Source organism: Paludibaculum fermentans, from assembly GCF_015277775.1.
Taxonomy (GTDB): domain Bacteria; phylum Acidobacteriota; class Terriglobia; order Bryobacterales; family Bryobacteraceae; genus Paludibaculum; species Paludibaculum fermentans.
In genome coordinates, this window is the sequence record NZ_CP063849.1 from 6,644,339 (window position 1) to 6,671,252 (window position 26,914).

General features: G+C 60.3%; 35 protein-coding genes and 1 pseudogene. 29 read left to right on the top strand and 7 right to left on the bottom strand.

What is annotated here, in order from left to right; genetic code table 11:
- The 7 genes from atpD to IRI77_RS26165 all read right to left on the bottom strand — a co-directional run bounded on the left by atpD (position 1) and on the right by IRI77_RS26165 (position 9,068).
- Positions 1-1,458, bottom strand: coding sequence for a F0F1 ATP synthase subunit beta (atpD, locus tag IRI77_RS26135; protein WP_194447938.1), 1,458 nt, complete (start codon positions 1,456-1,458; stop codon positions 1-3).
- Between the two features lie 10 nt (positions 1,459-1,468).
- Positions 1,469-2,332 (bottom strand): ATP synthase F1 subunit gamma, encoded by an 864-nt coding sequence (gene atpG / locus IRI77_RS26140; protein ID WP_194447939.1) that lies wholly within the window; start codon positions 2,330-2,332, stop codon positions 1,469-1,471.
- Between the two features lie 21 nt (positions 2,333-2,353).
- Complete coding sequence (gene atpA, locus IRI77_RS26145; RefSeq protein ID WP_194447940.1) at positions 2,354-3,883, bottom strand: F0F1 ATP synthase subunit alpha; 1,530 nt, start codon at positions 3,881-3,883, stop codon at positions 2,354-2,356.
- A 15-nt stretch (positions 3,884-3,898) separates the two neighbouring features.
- Positions 3,899-4,453, bottom strand: a complete 555-nt coding sequence (gene atpH / locus IRI77_RS26150; RefSeq protein WP_194447941.1) for an ATP synthase F1 subunit delta — start codon at positions 4,451-4,453, stop codon at positions 3,899-3,901.
- An 11-nt stretch (positions 4,454-4,464) separates the two neighbouring features.
- The gene (locus IRI77_RS26155) at positions 4,465-5,058 is read right to left on the bottom strand and encodes a F0F1 ATP synthase subunit B family protein (RefSeq protein ID WP_194447942.1); all 594 of its coding nucleotides are present in this window, start codon (positions 5,056-5,058) and stop codon (positions 4,465-4,467) included.
- Between the two features lie 4 nt (positions 5,059-5,062).
- A complete protein-coding gene (locus IRI77_RS26160) occupies positions 5,063-5,512 on the bottom strand; it encodes an ATP synthase F0 subunit B (protein ID WP_194447943.1) in 450 nt (149 codons plus the stop codon).
- A gap of 319 nt (positions 5,513-5,831) precedes the next feature.
- A complete protein-coding gene (locus IRI77_RS26165) occupies positions 5,832-9,068 on the bottom strand; it encodes a TonB-dependent receptor (RefSeq protein ID WP_228486323.1) in 3,237 nt (1,078 codons plus the stop codon).
- A 594-nt stretch (positions 9,069-9,662) separates the two neighbouring features.
- Between IRI77_RS26165 and rpsL the strand changes: the two genes are divergently transcribed.
- The 29 genes and pseudogenes from rpsL (at position 9,663) to infA (ending at position 26,910) form a co-directional block, all read left to right on the top strand.
- On the top strand, positions 9,663-10,067 hold the full coding sequence (rpsL, locus tag IRI77_RS26170) for a 30S ribosomal protein S12 (protein ID WP_194447944.1): 405 nt from the start codon (positions 9,663-9,665) through the stop codon (positions 10,065-10,067).
- Between the two features lie 24 nt (positions 10,068-10,091).
- Positions 10,092-10,562: a 30S ribosomal protein S7 gene (rpsG, locus tag IRI77_RS26175; RefSeq protein WP_194447945.1), complete on the top strand. Its 471-nt coding sequence runs from the start codon at positions 10,092-10,094 to the stop codon at positions 10,560-10,562.
- A 48-nt stretch (positions 10,563-10,610) separates the two neighbouring features.
- Entirely contained in the window at positions 10,611-12,701 is a 2,091-nt protein-coding gene (gene fusA, locus IRI77_RS26180) for an elongation factor G (RefSeq protein WP_194447946.1), read from the top strand.
- 27 nt (positions 12,702-12,728) lie between these two features.
- The gene (tuf, locus tag IRI77_RS26185; RefSeq protein ID WP_194447947.1) at positions 12,729-13,919 is read left to right on the top strand and encodes an elongation factor Tu; all 1,191 of its coding nucleotides are present in this window, start codon (positions 12,729-12,731) and stop codon (positions 13,917-13,919) included.
- A 56-nt stretch (positions 13,920-13,975) separates the two neighbouring features.
- A complete protein-coding gene (rpsJ, locus tag IRI77_RS26190) occupies positions 13,976-14,302 on the top strand; it encodes a 30S ribosomal protein S10 (protein WP_194447948.1) in 327 nt (108 codons plus the stop codon).
- Between the two features lie 108 nt (positions 14,303-14,410).
- Positions 14,411-15,037, top strand: a complete 627-nt coding sequence (rplC, locus tag IRI77_RS26195; protein ID WP_194447949.1) for a 50S ribosomal protein L3 — start codon at positions 14,411-14,413, stop codon at positions 15,035-15,037.
- A gap of 6 nt (positions 15,038-15,043) precedes the next feature.
- Entirely contained in the window at positions 15,044-15,670 is a 627-nt protein-coding gene (gene rplD / locus IRI77_RS26200; RefSeq protein ID WP_194447950.1) for a 50S ribosomal protein L4, read from the top strand.
- Entirely contained in the window at positions 15,670-15,957 is a 288-nt protein-coding gene (locus IRI77_RS26205) for a 50S ribosomal protein L23 (RefSeq protein WP_194447951.1), read from the top strand. Before rplD ends, IRI77_RS26205 begins: the two co-directional genes overlap by 1 nt.
- An 18-nt stretch (positions 15,958-15,975) precedes the next feature.
- Positions 15,976-16,809: a 50S ribosomal protein L2 gene (gene rplB, locus IRI77_RS26210; RefSeq protein WP_194447952.1), complete on the top strand. Its 834-nt coding sequence runs from the start codon at positions 15,976-15,978 to the stop codon at positions 16,807-16,809.
- 19 nt (positions 16,810-16,828) lie between these two features.
- Positions 16,829-17,113 (top strand): 30S ribosomal protein S19, encoded by a 285-nt coding sequence (gene rpsS, locus IRI77_RS26215; RefSeq protein WP_194447953.1) that lies wholly within the window; start codon positions 16,829-16,831, stop codon positions 17,111-17,113.
- A gap of 33 nt (positions 17,114-17,146) precedes the next feature.
- Positions 17,147-17,509, top strand: a complete 363-nt coding sequence (gene rplV, locus IRI77_RS26220; protein WP_194447954.1) for a 50S ribosomal protein L22 — start codon at positions 17,147-17,149, stop codon at positions 17,507-17,509.
- Positions 17,510-17,528: 19 nt separating this feature from the next.
- Positions 17,529-18,149, top strand: a pseudogene (gene rpsC, locus IRI77_RS26225) (30S ribosomal protein S3); the annotation flags it as partial.
- A gap of 336 nt (positions 18,150-18,485) precedes the next feature.
- Positions 18,486-18,905 carry a 50S ribosomal protein L16 gene (gene rplP / locus IRI77_RS26230; protein ID WP_194447956.1) on the top strand — a complete coding sequence of 140 codons (420 nt, stop codon included), beginning with the start codon at positions 18,486-18,488 and terminating at the stop codon, positions 18,903-18,905.
- Between the two features lie 39 nt (positions 18,906-18,944).
- Positions 18,945-19,154, top strand: coding sequence for a 50S ribosomal protein L29 (gene rpmC / locus IRI77_RS26235; RefSeq protein WP_194447957.1), 210 nt, complete (start codon positions 18,945-18,947; stop codon positions 19,152-19,154).
- A gap of 3 nt (positions 19,155-19,157) precedes the next feature.
- Positions 19,158-19,448 carry a 30S ribosomal protein S17 gene (rpsQ, locus tag IRI77_RS26240; RefSeq protein WP_194447958.1) on the top strand — a complete coding sequence of 97 codons (291 nt, stop codon included), beginning with the start codon at positions 19,158-19,160 and terminating at the stop codon, positions 19,446-19,448.
- Positions 19,449-19,491: 43 nt separating this feature from the next.
- Positions 19,492-19,860 (top strand): 50S ribosomal protein L14, encoded by a 369-nt coding sequence (gene rplN, locus IRI77_RS26245; RefSeq protein WP_194447959.1) that lies wholly within the window; start codon positions 19,492-19,494, stop codon positions 19,858-19,860.
- Positions 19,861-19,862: 2 nt separating this feature from the next.
- The gene (gene rplX, locus IRI77_RS26250; RefSeq protein ID WP_228486324.1) at positions 19,863-20,240 is read left to right on the top strand and encodes a 50S ribosomal protein L24; all 378 of its coding nucleotides are present in this window, start codon (positions 19,863-19,865) and stop codon (positions 20,238-20,240) included.
- Positions 20,241-20,272: 32 nt separating this feature from the next.
- On the top strand, positions 20,273-20,824 hold the full coding sequence (gene rplE / locus IRI77_RS26255; RefSeq protein ID WP_194447960.1) for a 50S ribosomal protein L5: 552 nt from the start codon (positions 20,273-20,275) through the stop codon (positions 20,822-20,824).
- A 27-nt stretch (positions 20,825-20,851) separates the two neighbouring features.
- A complete protein-coding gene (locus IRI77_RS26260) occupies positions 20,852-21,037 on the top strand; it encodes a type Z 30S ribosomal protein S14 (RefSeq protein ID WP_194447961.1) in 186 nt (61 codons plus the stop codon).
- A gap of 103 nt (positions 21,038-21,140) precedes the next feature.
- On the top strand, positions 21,141-21,536 hold the full coding sequence (gene rpsH / locus IRI77_RS26265) for a 30S ribosomal protein S8 (protein WP_194447962.1): 396 nt from the start codon (positions 21,141-21,143) through the stop codon (positions 21,534-21,536).
- Between the two features lie 65 nt (positions 21,537-21,601).
- Complete coding sequence (rplF, locus tag IRI77_RS26270) at positions 21,602-22,138, top strand: 50S ribosomal protein L6 (RefSeq protein ID WP_194447963.1); 537 nt, start codon at positions 21,602-21,604, stop codon at positions 22,136-22,138.
- A 20-nt stretch (positions 22,139-22,158) separates the two neighbouring features.
- Positions 22,159-22,518 carry a 50S ribosomal protein L18 gene (gene rplR / locus IRI77_RS26275; RefSeq protein WP_194447964.1) on the top strand — a complete coding sequence of 120 codons (360 nt, stop codon included), beginning with the start codon at positions 22,159-22,161 and terminating at the stop codon, positions 22,516-22,518.
- Between the two features lie 2 nt (positions 22,519-22,520).
- Positions 22,521-23,033, top strand: a complete 513-nt coding sequence (rpsE, locus tag IRI77_RS26280; RefSeq protein ID WP_194447965.1) for a 30S ribosomal protein S5 — start codon at positions 22,521-22,523, stop codon at positions 23,031-23,033.
- A gap of 1 nt (position 23,034) precedes the next feature.
- Entirely contained in the window at positions 23,035-23,217 is a 183-nt protein-coding gene (gene rpmD, locus IRI77_RS26285; RefSeq protein WP_194447966.1) for a 50S ribosomal protein L30, read from the top strand.
- Between the two features lie 15 nt (positions 23,218-23,232).
- The gene (gene rplO / locus IRI77_RS26290; protein WP_194447967.1) at positions 23,233-23,706 is read left to right on the top strand and encodes a 50S ribosomal protein L15; all 474 of its coding nucleotides are present in this window, start codon (positions 23,233-23,235) and stop codon (positions 23,704-23,706) included.
- A 62-nt stretch (positions 23,707-23,768) separates the two neighbouring features.
- The gene (gene secY, locus IRI77_RS26295) at positions 23,769-25,172 is read left to right on the top strand and encodes a preprotein translocase subunit SecY (protein WP_194447968.1); all 1,404 of its coding nucleotides are present in this window, start codon (positions 23,769-23,771) and stop codon (positions 25,170-25,172) included.
- A 72-nt stretch (positions 25,173-25,244) separates the two neighbouring features.
- Positions 25,245-25,922 carry an adenylate kinase gene (locus IRI77_RS26300; RefSeq protein WP_194447969.1) on the top strand — a complete coding sequence of 226 codons (678 nt, stop codon included), beginning with the start codon at positions 25,245-25,247 and terminating at the stop codon, positions 25,920-25,922.
- Positions 25,919-26,689, top strand: coding sequence for a type I methionyl aminopeptidase (map, locus tag IRI77_RS26305; RefSeq protein ID WP_194447970.1), 771 nt, complete (start codon positions 25,919-25,921; stop codon positions 26,687-26,689). Before IRI77_RS26300 ends, map begins: the two co-directional genes overlap by 4 nt.
- Positions 26,668-26,910 (top strand): S1 domain-containing protein, encoded by a 243-nt coding sequence (gene infA, locus IRI77_RS38725; RefSeq protein ID WP_407674000.1) that lies wholly within the window; start codon positions 26,668-26,670, stop codon positions 26,908-26,910. Before map ends, infA begins: the two co-directional genes overlap by 22 nt.
- Positions 26,911-26,914 lie beyond the last annotated feature (4 nt).

Below are 26,914 nucleotides of genomic sequence, written 5' to 3' on the forward strand. Positions count from 1 at the left end.
CTAGTTCGCCTTCTTGATCTGTTCGGAGCGCTCCAACACTTCCTCGATCGTGCCCTGCATGTAGAAGGCCTGCTCGGGGACGTCGTCGTGCTTCCCGTCAACGATTTCCTTGAAGCCCTTGATCGTGTCGGCCAGCTTCACATACTTGCCCTTGAAGCCGGTGAACTGCTCGGCCACGTGGAACGGCTGCGAGAAGAATCGCTGGATCTTGCGGGCGCGCGAGACGCTGAGCTTGTCCTCTTCCGACAGTTCGTCCATGCCCAGAATCGCGATGATGTCCTGCAGGTCCTTGTAGCGCTGCAGCACACCCTTCACGCGCTGTGCCGTGGAGTAGTGCTCGTCGCCGACAACTAGCGGATCGAGAATGCGCGAGGTGGAGGTGAGCGGATCGACGGCCGGGTAGATGCCCAGGGCCGCGATGTCGCGCGAAAGCTGCGTGGTGGCGTCGAGGTGGGCGAAGGTCGTCGCCGGAGCCGGGTCGGTGTAGTCGTCGGCGGGCACATAGATGGCCTGCACCGACGTGATCGAGCCCTTCTTCGTCGAAGTGATACGCTCCTGCAGTTCGCCCATTTCCGTAGCCAGGTTCGGCTGGTAACCCACGGCGGAGGGCATGCGGCCCAGCAATGCGGATACTTCCGAGCCGGCCTGGGTGAAGCGGAAAATGTTGTCGATGAAGAGAAGCACGTCCTGGCCCTCTTCGTCGCGGAAATACTCGGCGACCGTCAGGCCGGTGAGGCCGACGCGCAGCCGGGCCCCTGGGGGCTCGGTCATCTGGCCGTAGATCAACGCCACCTTCGACTTCGTCCAGTCCGTGGGGTCAAGTACGCCCGATTCCTGCATTTCCAGCCACAGATCGTTGCCTTCGCGGGTGCGCTCGCCCACGCCGGCGAACACCGACACACCGCCGTGCTTCATGGCGATGTTGTTGATCAGCTCCATGATGACGACCGTCTTGCCGACACCGGCGCCGCCGAACAGGCCGATCTTGCCGCCGCGGAGGTAGGGTTCGAGAAGATCGATGACCTTGATGCCCGTTTCGAACATCTGCAGGCCGGTCGACTGCTCGTCGAACATCGGCGCTTCGCGGTGAATCGGGAACCGCTTCTCCGTGGTCACCGGACCCTGCTGGTCCACCGGTTCACCCAGCACGTTCAGAACACGGCCCAGGGTCTGCTTACCCACCGGAACGGTGATGGGCGCGCCCGTGGAGATCGCCTTCATGCCGCGTACGAGACCGTCAGTGGGTTGCAGAGCGACGCAGCGCACCCGGCCTTCGCCGATGTGCTGCATGACTTCCACCATGATGTTGATGGGCTCAGGCACCGTGAACCCTTCACTGGTGATCTTCACCGCCGTGTAAATGACGGGGATCTGCCCTTCAGGGAACTGCAGGTCGACGGCTGGTCCGGATACCTGAATTACTTTTCCAAGAACTTCCTGTTGCGCTGCTGTGGACATGATGGAATTCCTATTCGAGGGCGCTGGCCCCGCTGACAACTTCGATAATTTCGCGTGTAATGCTGGCCTGCCGCACCCGGTTCATATACAGGGTCAGCTTGTTGATAACGTCGTTCGCGTTGGTGGAAGCCGCGTCCATGGCCGTCATGCGGGCTGCATGCTCCGCGGCCGCCGATTCCAGAAACGCTTCCAGGATCTGCAGGAGGATGTAGTTCGGCAGCAACCGTCCCAGCATCTCGGCAGGAGGCTGTTCGAAGATGTAGTCCCGCTGTGGCGAGCCTTCTGCCTGCACAGCCATCGGCAGCATCTTCTTCAACGTGACCTTTTGCGTCAGAACGCTCTTGAACTCGTTGTAGAGCAGGTAAACCGCATCCACTTCCTCGTTCTTGAAGCGGTCGATCATCTTGTCGGCCAGCGCTTTGGCGTCGGCCAATGACGGAGACTGCGAAATGCCCGTCACTTCGCCGCTGACTCTGGCAGCACGCCGGGTGAAGAAGTCGCGGGCCTTCCGGCCGTAGAGTTCCATCTCCACCTGCTTGTCCGCATTCTCAGCCAGAAACTGCTGTGCCGCCTTGATGAGATTGGAGTTGAAACCGCCGGCCAGGCCGCGGTCCGACGTGACCAGGATGAACTGGATCCGCTTCTCTTCACGAACCGCCAGCAGCGGATTCTCGCTTACCCGCTCGTCGCCGGCGGCCGCGGCCGCCACGTTGCGCAGAATCTCGCCGGCCATGCGCGAATAGGGACGCGCATTGATCACGCGCTCCTGCGCGCGGCGCAGGCGGGCCGTGGCCACCATCTTCATGGCCTTCGTGATCTGCTGGGTGTTCTTAACCGAGCGGATCCGGCGGCGTATGTCGATCAAACTGGGCATGAAAACCTCGCTGGATCGGGCCTACTTGCCGGCCTTGCGCTCGGCCAGGAAGCGCTGCTTGAATTCCTTCAGGACCGCTTCGATGCGCGCCTTGATGCCATCATCCAGGGCGGCCTTCTCGCGGATGTCCGTCAGCAGGTCGGCGTGGCCATTCTCGACGAAACGGTACAAGCCGGCTTCGAAGGGCAGGCACCACTCGACTTCCATGTCATCCAGCCAGCCGTTCGTGCCGGCGTAGATGATGAGGATCTGCTTTTCGACGGGCAGGGGCTGGTATTGGCCCTGCTTGAGGATCTCGGTCAGGCGGCGGCCGCGATTCAGCTGGGCCTGCGATGCCTTATCGAGATCGGAACCGAACTGGGCGAACGCAGCCAACGCGCGATACTGCGCCAGGTCGAGACGCAGCGAACCGGCCACCTGCTTCATGGCTTTCGTCTGCGCGTTGCCGCCCACGCGGCTCACTGAGATGCCGACGTCCACGGCCGGACGCAGGTTCGAGTTGAACATGTCCGACTGCAGGAAGATCTGGCCGTCCGTGATCGAAATCACGTTGGTTGGAATGTACGCCGAAACGTCGCCTGCCTGCGTTTCGATGAACGGCAGGGCGGTAAGCGATCCGCCGCCGAGCTTGTCGCTCAGCTTCGCGGCGCGCTCCAGCAAGCGGGAGTGAAGATAGAACACGTCGCCGGGGAACGCTTCGCGGCCCGGAGGACGGCGCAGCAGCAGCGAAATCTCGCGGTACGCCGCGGCGTGCTTCGACAGATCGTCGTACACGCAGAGGGCGTGGCCGGAGTTGTCACGGAAGTATTCGCCCATCGCGCAGCCGGAGTAGGGGGCGATGTACTGCAGGGCGGCCGATTCCGACGCCGTGGCGGCCACGACGATGGTGTAATCCATGGCGCCGTAGTCCTGCAGGGTCTTCACCACCTGGGCCACCGTCGAGCGCTTCTGGCCGATGGCGACATAGATACAAATGACGCCTTTGCCCTTCTGGTTGATGATCGTGTCCAGCGCAATGGCCGTCTTGCCGGTCTGGCGGTCGCCGATGATCAACTCGCGCTGCCCGCGGCCTACCGGAATCATGGCGTCGATCGCCTTGAGGCCGGTCTGCAACGGTTCCTTCACGGGCTTGCGGTCAATGACGCCCGGCGCGATTCGCTCGATCGCGAAGAATTCCTTGGTGTCGATCGGGCCCTTGTCGTCGATGGGCTGGCCCAGTGCATTCACGACACGGCCGATCATCGCCTCGCCGACCGGAACCGACATGATGCGGCCCGTGCGGCGGACTTCGTCGCCTTCGCGAATGGCATACGCTTCGCCCAGCAGCACCGCGCCGACTTCGTCCTCGTCGAGGTTGAGGGCGATACCCGAAACGCCGTGCGGGAACTCGATGAGTTCACCGGCCATGACCTTGTCCAGGCCATGGACGCGGGCAATTCCGTCTCCGACCGTCACTACATAACCGGTCTCGGAGACCTGAACCGCTTTGTCGTAATTTTCAATCTCTTCGCGAAGTACGCGAGCGATTTCATCGGCACGAATCTGAGCCATACTTTCAGTTCCTTGTCAGGCCTCACTCGTGAGGCGGCGGCGAAGGCTATCGAGCTGCCCCCTCACCGATCCGTCATACATCGTCGAACCCACGCGAACGGCCAGGCCGCCCACTAGTGTGTCGTCTACTTCATAGCCGCAACGCATCTGCTTGCCCGTCACTTGGGACAGCGCCGCTTCCAACGCCGTCATCTGCTCCGGAGTCAAGGGAGCCGCCGTGGAAACCCGGGCCCTCAGCAGGCCGAGCGTCTCGTCCAGCAGCGCCTGATAGCGCTCGCGGATTTCACCCAGCAGGTTCAGCCGCCGGTGACGCGTCACCACAAACAGGAAATTGCGGACAAATCCATGCAGGCCCAGCAGTTCGGCCAACCGGCCAAGGACTTTCTGCTTCTGGGCATGAGCCACGGCAGGGGAGAGGAGGATCGTGTGGAGGTCGTGCGAACTCTTCAGGAGGGAATCAAACTGCTCCAGCTGGGTGAGCGCTTCCTCTGAGGTCGCCCCACTGCCGGGCTGTGAGATGGATTCAAGCAGCGCTTTAGCGTATTGGTTGGCGATCGCGAGCGTCGACATGGTGCTCTTCCCTATCCTCGCAGCTCACTCGAGTCGCCGAGATGCTGCGTAAAGCGGTCCACCAGGACGCCCTGCGTCCCCGCGGTCATGCGCGAACGAATCTTCTGGCTGGCCAGATCCAGCGCCAGTTTGGCGGCTGTGGCCTTCAGTTGCTGGGTGGCGAATTTGGCCGAGGACGCAATCTCCTGCTCCGCCGTCTGTTCCACCTTGGCCAGCAATTGTTCCGTCTCTTTTTCCAGCCGGGCCGCCTCGGCTGCCAGTTCCGTGGCCGCCTTCTTGCGAATCGCGTCCACTTCCACCTGGAGCCCCGAGATGCGCTTGTCCATCTCGTCCGCCTGCACCTTCGCGGCTTCCGCGCGGCGCGAGGCCTGGCTCATCTTGTCGAGAATCTGCTGCTGCTGGCCCTTCAGGGCAGGTCCGCCAAACTTGATCGCCAGGAACCCGAGACCAGAGGCCAGAATCGCGAAGTTCACCCACTTGGCAGGCAGGGTCGGATCCGAGCCTTCGTGTGCGGCTGCTTCGTGGCCTTCCTTGGCGGGTTCGGCGTGTTCCTGGGCCCAAACCGTGGTGCCGGCCAACATCAGGAGGAGGGCAATGCGCTTCATGGGCCTACTGTACCTTTCCGGCAAGAACCAAGCCGGCAATCTCTTCCGCCAGCCGGTCCGACTCGGCGGCCAGGGTGGCTGTGGCCTTGTCGACTTCCAGTGCCAGCTCCGCTTTCACTGCGGCAACACGCTCGCCTGCCTTGATCCGGGCGGCTTCAACCGCCTTGGCCTGCTGGTCGGCCAGACGTTTCCGTCCGGCTTCCTGCTCTTTGTAGATCTCGGCACGGGCATCGGCCAGGGAGTTCTCGTAGGTGGCCAACTTCTCGTTCACCAAGGCAAGTGTGGCCTCGCTGGCTTCCACGGCGCCTTCGGTCTTCTTGCGCCGTTCCTCAAGGACCTTTTCCATCGGCTGGAACAGGACTTTCTTCAGGAACCAATGAAGAAGAATGACGAGTGCGAACGTAGGCAGGGCTCGGACGATGATCCCTTTAAGGGTTTCGAAAATCTGTTCCATGCTATCGGCGCCTTACCGGAGGATGTCTCGGTAATTCCGGGGGTGTGGAGGCGGGGGAGTGACTCTTAACCCCAAGCTTGTAGGCTAACACAACAATTTTAGGGGGGTCAAACTCGCAAGCGATTGAAATTGAACCAGTGACATGCCAATTCGTAGGATTTGCGGATACGTTCCTCTGAACTGAATCTGAATCAATATGCCATGGATGCTAAGGATATCCAAAGATAGCACTTTGAAGCAGAAAGTCCCGCTGTCTGGACAAAAAAGGGCCCCACGCCGCGAACCGGCGTGGGGCGTGAGAGTGTCGCGACGGACTGAACTAGAAGTTCAGCCGCAGTGAGAGTTGGATCTGACGGCTTGCGCCCAGGCCAACGTCCTTGGTGACGGTGGAGTTGGCGATGCCGAAGGTGCCGCCGGCCGCCGCCGCTGAGAAGGACTGGCCGGGTTGCAACTGATTCGCTCCGGTACCCAGCGCATTGTTCAGGCGCGCCGAGGGGCTGGCGAAGTTGGTTTTGTTGAAGAGGTTATACAGTTCGCCGCGGAACTCCATGTTCATCCGTTCGGTGAGCCGGAACCGCTTCTGGAGTGTCATGTCGAACTGGGTCAGGCTGGGGCCGTGCAACGCCCAGCGGCCCAGGTTGCCGAACGTGCCGGGCGTCGGGAAGGCGAAGGCGGCGGGATTCAGGAAGTAGCGGCTGTCGCTGCCGTGCAGGAAGGGATCGACGCCGGCCACGACATCCGGACGCCGGTTGTTGCGGAAGGCGCCGCCGTAGGGATTGTTGATCACCGGTGTGGTGAGTACCGTGGTCCCGGAAACGATCGGATTGGAGACAATCTGGCCCGTTGAGTTCACCTGGTAGGCGATGTCGTTGCGGGCGATGGTGAGGTCAATCGGCAGACCGGTGCGAGCGTTCAGGACGCCGCCCAGTTGCCAGCCGCCGGCCAGCAGGTTCACCAGCTTGCTGGAGTTGGCCAGATACTTCCGGCCGGTGCCGACAGGCAATTCATACAGCGCCGTGGCGTTGACGCTATGGCGGATGTCGAAGGCGTTGTTGCCGCGATCGGCATTGAAATTAAAGGGGTTCTGGGCTGTTTGGGCTTCGTTGGAGCCGCCGGTGTTGCCCAGCGAGTGGGCGTAGGTCCACTGGCCGCCGATCGTCAGGCCCTGATTGAAACGGCGCTGAACGGAAGTCTGCAGGGAGTTGTAGTTATCCGTGCCGCCGCTGGTCTTGTAATCGATCTGGCCAAACCGGGAGCCGAACTGGAGTTGCGGATTCCCAACCCCTGTCGTCGGGTTCATGGTGAGGCCGACGATACCGTTGGTCCAGGACCGCAGGAAGAGGTTGCGCCCCTGGCTGCCCACGTAGGCGACGGTCATGACGGTGTTGCCCGGCAGTTGCTGCTGAATGGAAGCGGTGTAGCTGAGGACCTTCTCCGGCAGGGTGTAGTTCGCCGAGTAAGCGCGGGGGGTGAAGCCGGACAGATTGCTCGGGTTGGTATTGGCGATGATCTGCTGGCTGTTGACGGGGAAGGCGGAACCCGCGGGCGCATTGACGGTAATGCGGTCGCTATCAATGGGTTGGACCTGATCTTCGGTCTGGCCCGGGCCGAAGAAGTAGCCGGCGCCGACGCGCAGAACCGTCTTGTTGTTGAAGCGGCTGGGTGACCAGCTCAGGCCCAGGCGGGGCCCCCAGTTGTTCTTCGAGCTCTTGTACCACGGCGTGCCGGCCGGGGCGATGTCCCCGCGCTCCACCTGGAACAGGGTGTAAAGGTTTTGGTCCTCATGCATGACCGAATAGTATTCGTAGCGCAACCCATAGTTAATGGTGAGGTTGGGCCGGAGGCGCCACTCGTCCTGAGCGTAGAACACATAGTAGGCCTGCTTCAGGAAGCGGTTGGTGGCGATGCCGTTATGCAGCGGGTTGGGGGCGCTGACGTCACCCAGGATCTGGATGGTGGTTGGCTTGTTAGCCAGCAGGTCGGTCAGATTCGAAAAAGTGTAAGTGGTGCCGCCCAGGCGATCGGTGTAGAGGCGGATCGGCCGGACCTCCGCTCCAAACTTGAAGGTGTGGTTGCCTTTCAGGTAGGAGAGGTTGTCGATGAACGACATGGTGTAGTTGGTGTAGGGCTGCGCACGGCCGTTCTGCGAGCTGTTTGAGCGGATGAGTCCGCCCAGGCGGGCCGCGCCGGCCGAGGCGCCCTGGCCGCCAATGCCCGGGATGGCTACGGCGCCGGTGAAATCGATCGAGATCGGCGAGAAATCGATGCCGTTCACGGTCGGGGCGATGCCGTTCAGGCGAGTCTTGGAGCCGTTGTAGCCGAGCTTGGTTTCATTGATCAGATTGGAGGTCAGCACCTGCTGCAGGCTGATCATGCCGTTCTGAGGCACGGCCGTAGTCCGCTGTTGGCTGCCCGTAACATCCATGGGGCTAGTGAGATAGCCTTGGTCGCGGACATAGCGCGCGGAGAGCGAATACTTTGGACTGAAGGCGTAGTCAAACCGGATGCTGCCCGAATACTCATCCAGGCTGGTGGACGCGTTCAGTTGGGCCAGGTCCAGATCCGGGTTGGCGGTAGTCTGGGTGCCGACGGGGAAAGCGTTCACGACAGGGGCGATGGTTGGGACGGCCCGCTGCCGGGCTGCGGCGCTGGGTACAGAACCCAGCAGGTTGATGCCGGCTCGCTGGCGCAGCGTCTCCATGCTGGCGAAGAAGAACGCCTTGTCCTTCTTAATAGGACCGCCCAGGGAACCGCCGAACTGATTCAGGCGGAGCGGCGATTTGGTGGTGTCGAAGAAGTTGCGAGCGTCGAACGAGTTGTTGCGGACGTACTCGAAGAGGGAGCCGTGGATCTGATTGGAGCCGGACTTGGTGACGACCGAGATCTGGCCGCCGGTGCCGGTTCCGAACTCAGCCGGATAGTTGCTGGACTCTACACGAAACTCCTGGACGGTCTCCAGGCTCGCCTGCAGGCGGAAGCCGGTAGAGGACTCGCCGTTCAGGTTTCCAGGGGAGGCATCAATAATAGATGAGGCTTCGACGCCGTCAAACCGCACTGCATTCTGCTGATTGGCGCGGCCGCTGAACCGGATGTTGTCGTAGCTGCCGCCGCCGGCGGTCTGGGCGCCGGGCACCATTAAATAAAGTTGGGAGAGCTGGCGGCCGTTCAGGGGCATGTTGGCCACTTCCCGCTCATTGATATTGGCGCCGACGCGAGCAGAGCTGGTATCGATCACCACCAAATCGCCGCTGGCAACTGTAACAGACTGTTGCATTTCCGCCGGCGCGAGGATGATGGCGAGGGTACGCTCCTGGCCAGCGGTGAGGGTGACTTGGCGATACTGAGCGGACGCCATGCCATTCGCCGAGGCATCGATGGTGTAGACGGAGGGAGTGAGATTCGAGGCGACAAATGAGCCGTTGTCGGCCACGGTGACTTCACGGACTGCTGCCGTTTTCTCGTTTTTAATCTTGATGATAGCGCCAGGAATGACAGCGCCGGACGCGTCGGTCACCGTACCGGTGATGCGAGCTGCGTCGCCTTGAGCGAACAACATACTGGCAGACAGTGCCAGAGTGAAAAGAAACCTCATGCTGACAAGCCTTACAGGCTTGCGTTACGATTCCATAAATCTTGAGTGAACGTTGTGCAACCCGGGCAAGAATAATTCGATAGCTTTACAATTCGAAGAATAGCCCTCGCAACCACGTGTAGGTGGGGGCGGAAGGGCAAGCACCAGCCATCTGGGAAGATTCAACAGAATCTAGGGGTTGGCTGCAGCCCAAGGTGCATGTTTTGAAGATTTTGTGCTTCCAGTTGACAGCAATTCATTAGGGTGTGTATCCTGGGAAGGTTTGAGGAGTTAGCTCTTCCTCTCTCAGCTACCCTTCCTGTGCCTGGCTAGTCCGGGCGAAACGGCGGGAAGCCGGCTGAGAGGCCGCCCCGAGGTTCCTTCAGACATAGCGCTGAACGGAGCATGGGCGTGTCCGAAGTGACCCTCTTGATTGGCGGGCACAGTGCCCGCTGCAACGGTTGATTTTTCGAGGTTTTCGCCGGTTGACCTCTTCCGCGAGCAGGATCTGCGCGCGGATATTTGTTGTGTTCGCCGGTTGAGACTACGCTTCACATAGCTGCCCAAAGAGGATAGTTCGTGCCCACTTTCAATCAGCTTGTCCGTAAGGGACGCAGGCCCACCCGATATAAGACTGCCAGCCCCGCGCTGCAATCTTGCCCGCAGCGCCGCGGCGTTTGCACCCGTGTTTACACCACCACCCCTAAGAAGCCGAACTCGGCTCTCCGCAAAGTGGCCCGTGTGCGCCTGACCAATGGAATTGAAGTTACGACCTATATTCCCGGTGTCGGCCACAACTTGCAGGAGCACTCGATCGTGCTGATTCGCGGCGGCCGCGTGAAGGATCTGCCCGGTGTGCGTTATCACGTAGTTCGCGGAACGCTGGACACGGCTGGTGTGACCGGCCGTATGCAGAGCCGCTCGAAGTACGGTGCCAAGCGCCCCAAGGCGGGTGCCGCCAAAACCGCACCTAAGAAGAAGTAGTAGTAAGGATCTGAAGAGGAACGTATGCCCCGCAGAAGACGCGCTGAGATCCGCGAAATTCAGCCCGACGGCGTTTACAACTCGACGCTGGCCGAGAAGTTCATCAACTCGATGATGTGGGAAGGCAAGAAGACCACGTCCCAACGGATCTTCTATACCGCCATGGAAACGATCAAGGACCGGTCGAATGACGATCCCTTGAAGCTGTTCAAGAAGGCGGTAGAGAACTGCAAGCCTTTGCTGGAAGTTAAGACCCGCCGCGTCGGTGGTGCCAACTACCAGGTCCCGATCGAGGTTCCGAACAATCGCCGCACTTCGCTGGCGATCCGCTGGATCCTCACCGGAGCCCGCGCGCGGACTGACAAGAGCATGGCCGAGAAGTTGGCCAATGAACTGATGGATGCCGCCAGCCTTCGCGGCGCCGCGATCAAGAAGAAGGACGACGTTCACCGCATGGCGGAAGCCAACAAGGCCTTCGCTCACTACCGCTGGTAACTAAAAGGAGAATCGTAAGCTCAGCCGCCGCCGGAGCGACGACTAAATATGCCTCGCACCATCGCACTCGAGAAGATGAGAAATATCGGCATCATGGCCCACATTGATGCCGGTAAGACCACCACGACCGAGCGCATCCTCTATTACACCGGCCGCACCTATAAGATCGGTGAAGTTCATGAAGGCACCGCCACCATGGACTGGATGGTGCAAGAGCAGGAGCGTGGTATCACCATCACCTCCGCCGCGACGACCTGCTCCTGGAACGATTACCAGATCAACATCATCGATACACCCGGCCACGTGGATTTCACGGCTGAAGTGGAGCGTTCGCTCCGTGTGCTCGATGGCGCCGTGGCGGTATTCGACGCCGTGGCTGGTGTGCAGCCGCAGTCGGAAACGGTTTGGCGGCAGGCGGACAAGTACGCCGTTCCGCGCGTGTGCTTCATCAATAAGATGGACCGCGTGGGCGCTGACTTCTTCCACGCCGTCGCCACGATTGAAGATCGCCTCCATGCTCGTGCGGTGCCGATCCAATTGCCGGTCGGTGCTGAGGACCAGTTCAAAGGCATCATCGACCTGGTCACGATGAAAGCGCGCATCTGGCGGGATGAAACCCTCGGGGCCGCATTCGACGACGTCGACATTCCTGCCGACCTGCTGGATCAGGCCAAGGAATACCGCGAAAAGATGGTGGAAGCGGCTGCTGAAGCCGACGACATCCTCATGGAGAAGTACCTGAACGGTGAGACGCTTACGACCACGGAGATCATCTCCGGGTTGCGCAAGGCGACCATCGCGCAGACGATCTTCCCTGTGATCTGCGGCACGGCTTTCAAGAACAAAGGCGTCCAGAATATGCTGGACTCCGTGGTGGACCTCCTGCCCTCGCCGCTCGACATCCCGCCCATCAAGGGTTACGACGTCGACGACCGGAGCATTGAGCTGGTCCGTCATGCGGATGACAGCGAACCATTCTCGGCGTTGATCTTCAAGATCATGACCGATTCGTTCGTCGGGCAGTTGGCCTTTATCCGGGTTTACTCGGGCAAGCTCAACACGGGCGACACGATTCTCAACGTCAGCAAGGGTCGGCGTGAACGCATTGGCCGCCTGGTGAAAATGCACGCCAACAAGCGTGAAGAGATCACCGAGATCTACGCCGGCGACATTGCTGCCTGCGTGGGCCTCAAATCGGTGATCACGAGCGATACGATTTGCAGTGAAGAGCATCCGATCTCACTGGAAGCAATTGAGTTTGCCGCCCCGGTGATCCAGTTGGCCATCGAACCCAAAACGAAGGCCGATCAGGAAAAGCTCGGTATGGCGATTGCGAAGCTGGTGCAGGAAGATCCGACGCTGAAGGTGAACACTGACCCCGAGACGGGACAGACGATTCTGTCCGGTATGGGTGAGTTGCACCTGGAAATCATTGTCGACCGCCTTCAGCGCGAATTCAACGTGGGCGCCAATGTCGGCAAGCCGCAGGTTGCTTACCGCGAAACGATTCGCAAGAAGAGTGATGGCGAAGGCCGGTTCGTGCGCCAGACAGGTGGGCGTGGCCAGTACGGTCACATCAAGCTGCACCTCGAGCCGAATCCGGAAAAAGAGTACGAGTTTGTCAACGGAATCGTTGGCGGCACGGTTCCGAAGGAATATATCGGACCGGCTGAAAAGGGTATTGTCGAGGCCCTCGAGGGCGGCATTCTGGCGGGCTTCCCGATGGCCAATGTCAAAGTGACGATCTACGACGGTAGCTACCACGACGTCGACTCCTCGGAAATGGCTTTCAAGATCGCCGGATCGATGGCATTAAAAGATGCCGCTCACAAGGCGAAGCCGGTTCTTCTGGAGCCGGTCATGAGCGTGGAAGTGGTCGTTCCGGACGAGTACATGGGTTCGGTGAATGGTGACCTGATCAGCCGCCGCGGGCGTCTGGAAGGCATGGAGCTGAAGGGCAACACGCAGATCATCAAGGCGATGGTGCCGCTGTCTGAAATGTTCGGCTACGCGACGGAAATCCGTTCGCGGACGCAGGGCAGGGGTAGCTTCACGATGCACTTCGGTCGCTATGAAGAGGCTCCTCAGTCAGTTACCGAGGAAGTAATCAACAAGATGAAGGGGCAGAGCCCCAGCTAGTTTTGAGCGCGCAGGAGACAGAAGGTCATGGCGAAAGAGAAATTTGATCGCAGCAAACCGCACGTGAATGTTGGCACGATTGGCCACATCGACCACGGCAAGACCACGCTCACGGCAGCAATCACGAAGACGCTGGCCAAGCATAACCCGAAGGTGCAGTTCCGCAGCTTCGATTCGATCGACAACGCGCCCGAAGAAAAGGCACGAGGTATCACGATCGCGGCGGCGCACGTGGAGTACGAGACGGCGAATCGTCACTACGCGCACGTGGACTGCCCGGGCCACGCGGATTACATCAAGAACATGATCACCGGTGCGGCGCAGATGGACGGCGCGATCCTGGTGGTGGCGGCTCCTGACGGACCGATGCCCCAGACTCGTGAGCACGTACTGCTGGCCCGCCAGGTGGGTGTGCCGTACATCGTCGTTGCCCTGAACAAGGTCGACATGATGGACGACGCCGAACTGCTGGAACTGGTGGAGATGGAGCTGCGCGAGCTGCTTTCGAGCTACGGGTTCCCCGGCGACGACCTGCCGATCTGCCGTGTGAGCGCGCTGGGCGCATTGAACGGCGAGCCGGAGTGGGAAAAGTCGGTGGACGACCTGATGGAAGCGGTGGACCGCTACATTCCGATTCCTCCGCGCGATGTGGACAAGCCGTTCCTGATGCCGATCGAAGACATCTTCTCGATCCAGGGCCGCGGGACGGTGGTGACGGGCCGTATTGAAAAGGGCCAGGTCAAGGTGGGCGAGGAAGTCGAGATTGTGGGCTTCCGCGACACGCGCAAGACGGTAGTCACGGGCGTGGAAATGTTCAAGAAGCTGCTGGACAGTGGCATGGCGGGCGACAATGTCGGCCTGTTGCTGCGCGGCATCGACAAGGACGACGTGGAGCGTGGTCAGGTGCTGGCGAAGCCGGGCTCGATCAAGCCGCACGCGAAGTTCCGGGGCGAAGTGTACGTCCTGTCGAAGGAAGAAGGCGGCCGCCATACCCCGTTCTTCAAGGGCTATCGTCCGCAGTTCTACTTCCGGACGACGGACGTGACGGGTGTGATGGAGTTGCCGGAAGGCACCGAGATGGTGATGCCTGGCGACAACGTCACGGTGGGTGTGGAACTGATCACCCCGGTGGCGATGGACAAGGGTTTGCGCTTCGCGATTCGTGAAGGTGGCCGCACGGTTGGCGCCGGCACGGTGTCGGAAGTGGTTCTCGACTAGTTAGCCCGATAGGCGGCGGGCCGGCAAACGCGCCCGCCGCCAGGGAAATAAAGAAGATGCTCACGAAACGTATTCGAATTCGGTTGAAGGCCTACGATCACCGCTTGCTCGATCAGAGCACGACCGAGATCGTGGAAACGGCCAAGCGGGCTGGTGCCCGCGTGGCGGGGCCCATTCCACTGCCCACAGTGCGGAACAGTTACACCGTGAACCGTTCGCCGCACGTGGATAAAAAGTCCCGCGAACAGTTTGAGATCCGGACGCATAAGCGTCTGCTGGACATTCTCGAGCCGACGCAGGACACCGTGGACGCGCTGAGCAAGCTGGATCTGCCGGCGGGCGTGGACGTGGAAATCAAGGCCTACCACAAAGGGGCGAAGTAAGCGATCGTCGCTTACCCAGCCTGAGTGAGGACGCGAGATTAGACCGCTGGACCGGGCCGAAGCTGCAAGCAGCGGCCGCTGGAGGCGGGTGCAGGGAACTGAGGGAATATGAGCCCAGGAATTATCGGCAAAAAGATTGGGATGACACAGGTCTTCCGGCCCGACGGGCAGGTGGTGCCCGTGACTTTGCTCAAAGCGGGACCCTGTGTGGTGGTTCAGCGCAAGACGCCGGCCACCGACGGTTATGACGCCGTTCAATTGGGTCTGGTCGAATTCGCGAAGAAGCCGAACAAGCCGACGGCCGGCCACCTGAAGAAGGCCAATGCCGAAGGCGTGAAGTACACTCGCGAATTCAAGCTCCGGCCTGGTTCGGGCGACCCGAAGCTGGGCGACCGCGTCCTGGTGGATCAGTTTAAACCCACGGACAAAGTGGACGTGACCGGCGTAAGCAAGGGCCGTGGATTCGCCGGCGTCATGAAGCGCCACGGATTCGGCGGCGGCGACAACACGCACGGTTCGATGTTTCACCGCGCACCGGGTTCAATCGGCGCGTCGAGCTTCCCGTCCCGCGTTTTCCCCGGCACCCGGATGGGCGGCCAGATGGGCGACGTGAACGTGACGGTGCGGAATCTCGAAGTGATCGATGTCGACACCGAGGACAACGTACTGATGGTCAAGGGGGCGGTGCCCGGACCGAATGGCGCTTACGTCATTGTGCGCCGCGCGAAGAGGTAACGAGCCATGCCAAAAGTTGACGTTGTTGATCTGAAAAATACGAAGGTGGGCGAGCTCGAACTGGCTGATGCTGTGTTCGGCGCCCCCGTCAACGAGAATCTTATTTACGAGAGCGTGCGCCATCATCTGGCGGGCGTCCGCAGCGGCACGGCCAAGACGAAGGTTCGTCGTGAAGTGGCAGGCTCCGGTAAGAAGCTGTGGCGGCAGAAGGGTACCGGTCGCGCTCGCGTCGGTTCCGTCCGTTCTCCGCTGTGGCGCCATGGTGGTACGACGCACGGCCCGGTGCCGCGCGACTACTCCTACCGGCTGAACAAGAAGATGGTGCAGGGCGCGCTGCGCTCGGCCCTGACGGCCAAGCTGCGCGACGGCGAATTGAAGGTTGTGTCCGAGTGGAATCTTGCCGACGCCAAGACGAAGGTCATGGCGGAAGCGCTGAAGAATCTGCAGGCCGACCGCAAGGTTCTGCTGGTGAGCACGAACGACGCGAACCGCAACCTGGAGCTCGGCAGCCGCAATCTGCCCGGGGTCAAACTGGTGGCGACGCAGGACGTGACCACTTACGACCTGCTGGCGCATAAACACGTTGTTTTAAGCGAGGCAGCCGCGAAAAAGCTGTCGGAGGCGTTGGCCTAATGAACCGCTACGAAGTCATTGTGCGCCCCATTGTTACGGAAAAGGGCGTCGGGAAGAAGGACACGGAGAGCACTCTGTGTTTCCAGGTTCATCCCGAAGCGACCAAGACAGACATCAAGGGTGCGGTGGAATCCCTCTTCAAAGTGAAGGTGGAAGACGTCCGGACCGCAACGTTTGAAGGCAAACTGCGCCGCCGGGGCCGTTACGCCGGCTACCGCGGCGATTGGAAGAAGGCCTATATCCGCCTGAAGCCGGGCCAGAAGATGCCGGAGTACGCGGAGCTCTAAAGGGAGGCCGAATCAACCATGCCGATTAAATCATTTCGTCCTACCACTCCCACCAAGCGTTTCCAGACCGTCGTCACCCGTGACGAAGTTACGAAGCAGACTCCCGAGAAGTCGCTGACCACGGGTACGGTTGCAAAGTCCGGCGGCCGCAATAACAAGGGTCACCTGGTGATCCGGTTCCGTGGCGGCGGACATAAGCAGACCTACCGCATCATCGATTTCAAGCGGAGCAAGCACGGCATTCCGGCGAAGGTTGCTGCGATCGAGTACGATCCCAACCGGACCGCGCGCATCGCACTGCTGCACTATGTGGATGGCGAGAAGCGCTACATCCTGTGCCCCGTGGGCCTGGAAGTGGGCCGCACCATTATGTCCGGCCCGGCGGCTGACATCCTGGTAGGCAACGCACTGCCGCTAGAGAACATCCCGGCCGGTACCGTGGTTCACAACATTGAACTGCGGCCGGGCAAGGGCGGCCAGATGGCGCGCTCGGCTGGTGCATCCGCTCAGTTGGTCTCCCGCGAAGGCGGAATGGCGCTACTGAAGCTGCCTTCGGGCGAAGTGCGCCGGGTGATGACCTCCTGCTACGCGACGATCGGCCAGGTGGGCAACCTGGATCACGAGAACGAGTCGCTGGGCAAAGCCGGCCGCAACCGTTGGAAGGGCGTAAAGCCTCACAACCGCGGCGTCTCGATGAACCCGGTGGATCACCCCCATGGTGGTGGTGAGGGCCGTACCTCCGGTGGCCGTCACCCTGTGACGCCCTGGGGCCAGCCGACACGTGGTTTCAAGACGCGCAACAACAAGCGGACGGATCAGTACATTGCCACGCCGCGGTCGAAGAACAAGTAAGCGATAGGGATTTAAGACCATGAGCCGTTCACTGAAAAAAGGGCCGTTCACCGATGGGCACCTCCTGACGAAGGTGGTGGCGATGAACGAGAAGAACGAGAAGAAGGTTGTCCGGACCTGGTCTCGGCGTTCGACGATCAGACCGGAATTCATCGGCCACACCCTCGCCGTTCACAACGGCAAGAAGTTCATCCCCGTGTACGTCACGGAAAACATGGTGGGGCACAAGCTGGGCGAGTTCTCCCCCACCCGCACCTTTAAGGGGCATGCCGCGAAGGCCGACAAGTCCGGCAAGCCGTCCTAAAGAGCGCCGCGGGAAGGGAAAGGAATCAAGGATATGGAAGCGAGAGCGGAAGCCAGATTCATTCGAGTGTCGGCGCAGAAGGCGCGGCTCGTAATCGACCTGATCCGCGGCCGAAAGGCCGGGGACGCGATTACGATCCTGCGGACCACCAACAAGCGCATTGCGCCAACGGTGGAAAAGGTTCTGCGGTCGGCCATTGCCAATGCGGAAAACCGCAATACTGACCTCGATGTCGACACCCTGTTTGTCACCGAGGCCTATGTCAACGAAGGGCCGCGCCAGAAGAGGGTGCGCCCGGCACCGATGGGCCGCGCCTACCGGTATCAACGCCGGACTTCCCACATTGTGGTGAAGGTTGGCGAAAAGAACGCCGAAGCGGCGCTGAGTCAGAAATAAGCGGAGATACGAGAAGCGCATGGGTCAGAAAGTTCATCCCTACGGTTTCCGGTTGGGCGTCACCAAAAACTGGCGCTCTCGCTGGTTCGCCACCCAAGATTACGCAAAGCTCCTCCATGAGGACCTCGAGCTGAAGGAGTCGCTCCGCGAGCGGCTGAAGGCTGCGGGCGTCAGCTCGGTGGAAGTGGAGCGCCCCGGCGGCTCCAAACTCCGCATCACGATCCACACGTCCCGACCTGGCCTGATCATCGGCCGCAAGGGCGCGGAGATTGAGAAGTTGAAGACGGAGCTGGCTCAGAAGACGAAGCGCGAAGTCTTCATTGATATCCAGGAAGTTCACAAGCCTGAGATGGACGCGCAGCTGGTGGCGGAGTCGATCTCCCTGCAGCTCGAAAAGCGCGTAGCGTTCCGGCGTGCGATGCGTAAGGCGGTTGAAAGCGCCCTGCGTTTCGGCTGCAAGGGTATCAAGGTTCGCGTCTCCGGCCGCCTGAACGGCGCTGAGATTGCACGCAGTGAGTGGTATCTGCAGGGGCAACTGCCGCTGCACACCCTGCGCGCCGACATCGATTACGGATTTGCCCAGGCTTACACGACCTACGGTGTGATTGGTGTAAAGTGCTGGGTCTACAAGGGTGAGGTTTCGACCGATGGGTTCTCGCGCCGTACGCGGACGGATGAGCCCCGGCGGAATCCGCGCGGCGACCGTGGGGATCGTGGTGACCGCGGCGATCGGCGTGAACGTCGGCCGTCCGGTGATCGTGGCGACCGCGTGGAGCGGAACAACGCTCCGGCGCCGATCACGGTGAGTGCGGATGCGGCTCCGGTGCAAGCGGCACCGCCTGTTGCGAGCAGTGTCGTGCCCCCGGTGGCGCAGCCCACGGCTCCCAGCTGGAAGCCGGAACCTGAGGCCCAGACCCCGGCTGCCGACACCGCGGCCGAGTAAGGGACACGAGTTTAGTCAGGGAGATTACGACCCATGTTGATGCCGAAGAAGGTTAAGTATAGGAAGCAGCAGCGCGGCCGTCGCGCCGGCAAGGCGTGGCGCGGCTCAACGCTGTCATTCGGCGATTTCGGCCTGAAGGCCATGACGGTGGGCTGGGTGACGGACCGGCAGATTGAAGCGGCTCGTATTGCAATGACACGCTTTATCAAGCGTGGCGGCAAAGTATGGATTCGCCTCTTCCCGGACAAGCCAATCACGAAGAAGCCTGCTGAAACGCGTATGGGTAAGGGCAAGGGCGCACCGGAGCAGTGGGTGTGCGTCGTTCGCCCTGGCAAAATCATGTTCGAGATGGAAGGCGTGACGCAGGAACTGGCCGCCGAAGCAATGCGTCTTGCGGCAATGAAGCTGCCCATCCGTACGAAGCTGATTACCCGCGAGGACACGGTTGGTTAATCCGGGTGAAAGGCTAAGCCGGAACAAGGAACTATCGCTATGAAAGCGGAAAAGATTCGGGAACTCGACGAGAAGGAATTGGCCTCCAAGGTCAAGGAAATGGAAGAGCAGCTCTTCCGGCTCAAGTTCCAGATGTCCATGGGGCAGATGGAAGGCCTGAAGAAGTACCGCGAGCTGAAGAAGGACCGGGCACGCATCAACACGGTGCAGCGCCAGCGCCAACTGAAAGCCGCCGGGGAGGCAAAGTAACTCATGGCCGAAGTGCAAGCCAACCACAAAAACGAGAAGGTGGGCGAGGTCGTTTCGACCAAGATGGCCAAGACCATCGTGGTGCAAGTGACTCGACGTGTGCCGCACCCCCTGTACAAGCGAATTGTGTCGAAGCGCAACAAGTTCTACGCGCACGACGAGAACGGGACGGCGAAGGTGGGCGACGTGGTGCGCATCATCGAGAGCCGGCCGTTGAGCAAGTTGAAGCGCTGGACCCTGGGCGAGATCGTTCGCCGCGCGGTGGACACCAGTGTTGCGGGACTGGCGGAGTAGCCGCAGGCCGGCAAGGTTTTAAAAGGGAAACGAGGATACTGCCATGATTGGAATGAGAACAATCCTCGAGGTGGCCGACAACAGCGGCGCCCGCAGGCTGAGCTGCATTCTGCCCCGCGGTGGCGATAAGGGCCTGCAAGCGGGCCTGGGTGACGTAATCACCGCGGCTGTTAAAGAGGCCGCCCCGGACTCCAACATCAAGAAGGGGAAGGTCGTCCGTTGCGTAATCGTACGCATGCGCAAGGAAACACGGCGCAAGGACGGCACCTATATTCGCTTCGATTCGAACGCGGCTGTGCTGGTCAACGACCTCGGCGAGCCTGTCGGCACCCGCGTCTTCGGTCCCGTCGCGCGTGAGTTGCGTGACAAGAAGTTCATGAAGATTGTTTCGCTCGCTCCGGAGGTAATCTAACCATGGCGGGCCGTCTGGCAAACCGGCATAACGAGCCGAAAGAAGTAGTTAAGATCCGCATCCGCAAGAACGACACCGTGAAGGTGATTGCGGGGCGTGACAAGGGCAAGGTTGGCCGTGTTCTGGAAGTGAACCGTGAGACCGGCCGGATTCTGGTGGAAGGTGTGCAGATGTCCAAGAAGCACATCAAGCCGAATCCGGGCCAGGGCATCAAGGGTGGCATTGCCGAGCGCGAAGCGCCCATTCATGCTTCGAACGTCATGATCGTAACCAACGACGGGCATACGTCCCGGATTGGGGTCAAGGTGGAGACGGTTGGCGGCAAAACCCGTCGTGTTCGCATCGCACGCAAGACCGGCGAGACCCTCGACAAGAAGTAGGGCGAGGAAACGCTGAGAGGAAGCTTCAAGCAATGGCAACGAAGGCGAGACTGAGAGAATTATACGTGACCACTGTGGTCCCGGCACTGACGAAGGAGTTTAACTACTCCAACGTGATGGCCGTCCCGAAGCTGGAAAAAGTCACGGTGAACATCGGGCTGGGCGAGGCAACGCAGAATCCCAAGATGGTTGACGGCACCGTCAACGAACTGGGCGCGATTGTTGGTCAGAAGCCGGTAATCACCAAGGCACGCAAGTCCATCGCAGCGTTCAAGTTGCGCGAGGGCATGTCGATTGGGACCATGGTGACGCTGCGCGGCGACCGGATGTACGAATTTCTGGACAGGTTGCTCAATGTGGCACTGCCCCGCGTTCGCGATTTCCGGGGCGTGTCAACGAAGAGTTTCGATGGCCGCGGCAACTACACGCTTGGGATCAAGGACCAGTTGATCTTTCCTGAGATCGACTACAACAAGGTCGAGAAGACCAAGGGTATGAACATCTGCATCACGACCACGGCAAAGACCGATGCCGAGGCCAAGGCGCTGCTGAAGTTGCTGGGGATGCCGTTCCGGCAAAACTAGGCCAGGCGAATAAGGAGCTAGATAAGAATGGCGACCACGGCGAAAATTGCCAAGGATAACAAGAAGCCGAAGTTTGCGATCCGGCACCGCAATCGCTGCAAGCGCTGCGGCCGGCCCCGGGGCTACATGCGCAAGTTCGAACTTTGCCGCATCTGCTTCCGCCTGCTTTCGCTCGCCGGGGAAGTCCCGGGCGTGACGAAGTCGAGCTGGTAGGCGCCCTCCGTTGGATCCAATCGGCGCAGCTGGCTGGTAGAGAACCCGCCAAAGCACGCCGGAGTGAAAGCAATAGCTAAGGACGACAGGAAGAGTTTAAGTCATGGTTTCCGATCCCATCGCCGACATGCTCACGCGCATCCGGAACGGCATGAAAGCTAAGTTCCCGAAGGTGGACGTACCGGCCTCGAAGCTGAAGACCGAGATTGCCCGCATTCTTAAGGATGAAGGCTACATCCTCAACTACAAGATTGTGGATGAAGGCAATCACAAGGCGATCCGCGTGTACCTGAAGTACACTGCGGCCAATCAGCCGGTGATTTCCATCATCGAGCGGGTTTCCCGCCCCGGCTGCCGCGTGTACGTCGGTAGTGACGAGATTCCGAAGGTGCTAGGTGGTCTGGGTATCAACATCCTGACCACGCCGAAAGGCCTCCTGACGGGTAAGGCCGCGCGCAAGGAAGGCGTGGGCGGCGAAATTCTCTGCCAGGTCTACTAGGCCGGCCGGATTTATTCAAGTCTGGAAATCTACAGGTTTCCTGGAAAGCGGACTGGAGTTAAGGAATGTCACGAGTTGGAAAAAAGCCTATCCCGCTGCCAACCGGCGTCAAAGTGACGCTGGGCGCGGAGATGAAGGTGGAAGGTCCGAAGGGTAAGCTCACGGTACCGATTCCGCACGGCGTGCGCATCGAGAAGAACGATGCGGTGCTGGATATCAAGCGGGACGGGGACCAATACGCTGCCCTCCATGGTTTGACGAGGGCATTGGCTTCGAATGCGGTAACCGGCGTGAGCGCTGGATTTACCCGCGAGCTGGACATCGTCGGCATCGGCTACCGCGCTGAAGTAAAAGGTAGCGTTATTGTATTCGTGCTGGGCTATTCGCATCCGATCGAATTCCTGTTGCCGCCCGGCATCGACTGCAAAGTGGACAAGAATACGCACCTGGTGCTGACCAGCATCGACAAGCAGGCACTGGGCCAGGTTGCGGCAAACATCCGCGCGTTGCGCCCACCGGAGCCCTACAAGCAGAAGGGTATCCGTTACACGGGTGAGGCTGTTCGCAAGAAGGTCGGCAAGACCGGCGCGGGCGGAAAGTAGTCGCGGGAGGGTATTGAGAAATGAAGCGCTCCATCGATAAAGATTCGCGCCGCCGGCGGATTCACGTCCGGATCCGCGAAAGGGTGAAGGGTACGCAGGAGCGGCCCCGCCTAGCGGTATTCCGCAGCATCAAAAACATCTACGCGCAGGTGATCGACGACCGCGCTGGCCGCACCATCGTCTCGGCGTCAAGCTCCGAAACGAATGCGACCGCGACTGGCGGCAACCTCGCCGGAGCCAAGGAGATCGGCAAGCTCGTCGCCGAGCGCGCCAAGGCACAAGGCGTCAGCAAAGTGGTCTTCGACCGCGGCGGTTATCTGTACCACGGGCGCATCAAGGCTTTGGCCGATGCTGCCCGGGAAGCCGGACTGGAGTTCTAACCATGGCAGCCGTTCCTGTTAAGAAAATCGATCCGAAGGCGTTCAACCTGAAAGAACAGGTTGTCAGCATCAACCGCGTGACTAAAGTGGTCAAGGGCGGTAAGAACCTCAGCTTCTCGGCCTTGGTGGTGGTGGGCGATCCGGACCAGCGGGTGGTTGGATTCGGCACCGGCAAAGCGAAGGAAGTTCCTTCGGCCATCAAGAAGGGTATCGAGGCGGCCAAGAAGAATCTGCACCACGTCAACACCGTGGGCAGCAGCATCCCCCACGTTGTGCTGGGCAAGTTCGGCTCGGGCGCTGTACTGCTCAAGCCGGCTCCCGAAGGTACTGGTGTCATTGCGGGCGGCCCTGTCCGCGCCGTCATCCAGGCAGCCGGAATTCACAACGTGCTCACCAAGTCACTCGGCACGCACAACCCTCATAATGTTGTGAAGGCGACCATCGCTGCTCTGGACCAGCTCCGCGACAAAGCGGCCGTCGCCGAGTTGCGTGGCTTGGCCGTGGAGAATCTCTAACATGGCTGCCACTATTAAAATCATGCTGATTTCCAGCCCGATCGGTAGCCCCGAAAAGCACAAGCGGATTGTGCGGGCGATCGGACTGCACAAGATCAACCAAGTGGTCGAAAAGCCGGATACGCCGAGCTTTCGCGGGATGGCGATCAAGGTGCCCCATCTGCTGAAAGTCGTCTCCGAGTAAGGGAATAGGATTGCCATGAACCTCAGCGAAGTTAGACCGCCAAAGGGGCAAGTCAAGACCCAGCGCCGCGTCGGGCGCGGTATGGGCAGTGGTCGCGGTAAGTACTCCGGCCGCGGTGCCAAAGGCGCCAAGTCGATCAGCGGCTACTCCAAGATGCGCGGTTTTGAAGGCGGCCAGATGCCGCTTCACCGCCGTCTGCCGAAGCGTGGCTTCTCGAATGCCATCTTCAAGAAGGATTTTGCCGTCATCAACGTGGGAACCCTCGAGAAGCTGGAAGGCGACAGCTTTACGCCTGCCAGTCTCAAGGCCTCCGGCATCATCAAGAAGTTGGGCGATGGTTTGAAGGTCCTGGCTAATGGGGAATTGAAGCGCGCCATCACGGTGGAAGCGCACCTCTTCTCGGAAGCAGCCCAGGAGAAGATCAAAGCCGCCGGCGGCACCGTCACGGTGATCCCCCCCAAGGTCCGCCAGGAAAAGCCCGCTAAGTAATCGTTTCGGGAAGCGCCGCGTGCCGGGAGCATGGCGGCGCATTCGCATCAGCAAGGCAGCCCATGCAAAAGTTTTTCGAAGCTCTGGCCAACATCTTCCGGGTACCCGATCTGCGGAACCGCGTGTTGTTTACGCTCGGCCTGCTCGCAGTCTACCGGTTGGGAGCGGCGATCCCGATCCCAGGCGTGGACGCGATCAAGTTCGAAGAGTTCTTCCGGCGCAATCAGGGGACACTCTTCGGATTCCTGGATTTGTTTTCCGGCGGTCAGTTCCGTAAACTGACGATCTTCGCTCTCGGCATCATGCCGTACATCACGTCCTCGATCGTCCTGCAATTGCTGACGATCGTGGTGCCTACTCTGGAGAAGCTCCAGAAGGAAGGCGAACTGGGACGCCGGAAGATCACGCAGTGGACTCGTTACCTGACCGTTGGCTTGGGCCTGATGCAGTCGCTGTTCATCGCGACGGCTCTCCAGGGGCAGGGCAATTTCGTTGTGAATCCCGGCTTCGGGTTCATTTCCCTGACGATGTTGACGCTGACCACGGGTACGGCTTTCATCATGTGGCTGGGTGAGCAGATCACTGAGCGCGGTGTCGGCAACGGCATGTCGCTCATCATCTTCGCCGGCATCGTGGCCGGTTTGCCCGCCGCCATCGGCAACGTTTATCAGAATACGTTCGTCACGAACACCTGGCACCCGCTGCAGTTGCTCATCATTCTCATCATGATGGTGGCCGTGGTTGCCTTCATCGTCCTTGTGGAGCGTGGTGAAAGGCGCATCCCGGTTCAGTACGCCAAGCGCGTGGTCGGGCGGCGCATGATGGGTGGCCAGTCCACCCACCTGCCCCTGAAGGTGAATGCCGGCGGTGTGATCCCTGTCATCTTTGCGAGTTCGCTGCTGGCGTTCCCGCTGACGATGCTGAACATCCCGTTCATCGCAAACAACAAGTGGCTGTCCGGTTTCCTGAGTTCGATCCGCAGTGGTGAACCGCTGTACATCATCCTGTTCATCACGCTGATCATCTTCTTCTCGTTCTTCTACGTCAGCATCATCTTCAACCCGAACGAAGCAGCCGACAATATGCGTAAGTACGGCGGCTTCATCCCGGGTATCCGGCCGGGCAAGAACACGGCCGACTACATGAACAAGATCCTGACTCGCATCACTGTCGTTGGCGGTCTGTACCTTGCTATCCTGTCGCTCATCCCGGAACTGATGATTGGCGGCATCAAGCTGCAGCACCTGCCCCCTGCCATTCTCGGGAACTGGATTGATGCCAATTTCCCGCGCTGGTTGCTGGATGGCCTGGGCGTCACGTTCGTGTTCGGCGGCACCTCGCTGCTGATCGTCGTGGGCGTCGCCATGGACACGGTGAATCAGGTGGAAGCGCAGTTGATCATGCGCCATTATGAAGGGTTTACTCCGCGCGCGGGCCGCATTCGTGGCCGGCGTAGCGGGACGTAGTCATGGAATTCGTTTCGGGCTCCTCCCAGTTTGAGGAGAGCGCCCGCCGAGGCGTTCAGCAATAGGGTGCGTATGCGGCAAACGGGCGGGAAACTCCCGAAGGCATTGATTTTGTTCGGACCTCCGGGATCGGGGAAAGGCACCCAGGCGGCTCTTTTGAAAGAGCAGCTTAAGGTACCCCATATCTCCACGGGGGATATGCTCCGAGAACGGATCGCCACCGGTGACCCCCTGGGGTTGCAGGTGAAGGATCTGATGCAGGCAGGCCGGCTGGTGCCAGACGAAGTCGTCAACCGGCTGGTGAACGACCGGATCTCTTTGCCGGATTGTGCTGGCGGATTCATCCTGGATGGATACCCCCGGACGATTCAGCAGGCAGAAGTTTTGGACGGTGAATTGCGGGCACGCGGATTTGAGCCGGTGGTGATCCACCTGAAAGTGGATTACAATAGGATAATCGCGCGGATAGCGGGCCGCCGGCAGTGTCCTGTCTGTGGCGCATTGTACAGCCTCACTTCGCACCCGCCCAAGTCCCCCGATGTCTGTGACAACGAGGGCAGCCGGTTGGTGGTTCGAGAGGACGACAGGGAAAGCGTGATTCGCGAGCGGTTAGAGGCTTACGACCGCCAGACCAGCCCATTGTTGGCGTACTTCGCCGCATCTGGTGATGCGTTCTACGAGGTGGATGGCAGCGTAGGGAGTCCGCAGGTGATCCTGTCGGGTGTTTGTGCGGTATTGAGTTTGGAATGATTATCCGGAAGAGTCCAGCTGAACTTGAAAAGATGAGGCGCGCCGGCCTGCTGGTGCACGCGATCCTTCAACAGGTTTCTGGAATGGCCCAGGTGGGCGTTTCGACGCACGACCTGGAGGTCGTGGCCGAAAAAATGATGAAGGACGCAGGGGCAAAGCCTGCGTTCAAAGGTTATTACGTGCCTGCGGCGGGGAGTAAGTTCCCCTTTGTTCTGTGTACTTCAGTCAATGATGAAGTTGTGCACGGGATGCCTTCTGCCAAGCGGGTATTGAAGTCGGGCGACATCGTTTCGATCGACACAGGGGTCAGCCTGGAAGGGTACTTCGGTGATTCGGCGGTGACGGTTCCGGTAGGTGATGTGAGTGACGAGGTGAAGAAGCTGTTGCGGGTGACCGAGGAGTCGCTGCAACTGGCCATTGGGCAGATGAAGGCCGGTAACCGGCTGTTTGACGTCTGCAGTGCCGTCGAGCGGCACGTCACTTCGAACGGATTTTCGATCGTTCGCGAGTTTGTGGGGCATGGGATCGGGACTTCGCTGCATGAGGAGCCGCAAGTGCCGAACTATGTGGACCGCCGCAACGAGAATCCGAGACTGAAAGAGGGCATGGTGCTGGCCATCGAGCCGATGGTCAATGCGGGCCGGCCCGAAACCAAGGTTTTGTCCGACCGCTGGACTGCGGTTACGAAGGATGGCAGCAATGCGGCCCACTTCGAACACTGTGTAGCGGTCACCGCCAACGGCCCATGGGTTCTGACCCGTCCGTAAGTGCGGTCCGCGGGCCTGGCGCCAGCGGTGAAGTGGTGGGGATTTTGCCGGCTTCGACTTATCTGGTGGAGCTGGCGGATCGTCGGCGGGTGGTTGCCCATCTGGCTTCGGCGGTTCAGCGTGGGTTTGTGCGGCTCCGGCTGCGGGATCGAGTCGAAGTGGAATTGACCTTCAGCGACCCAAACCGTGGACGGATCGTAAAAGTTCTGAAGAACGACTAGAAGA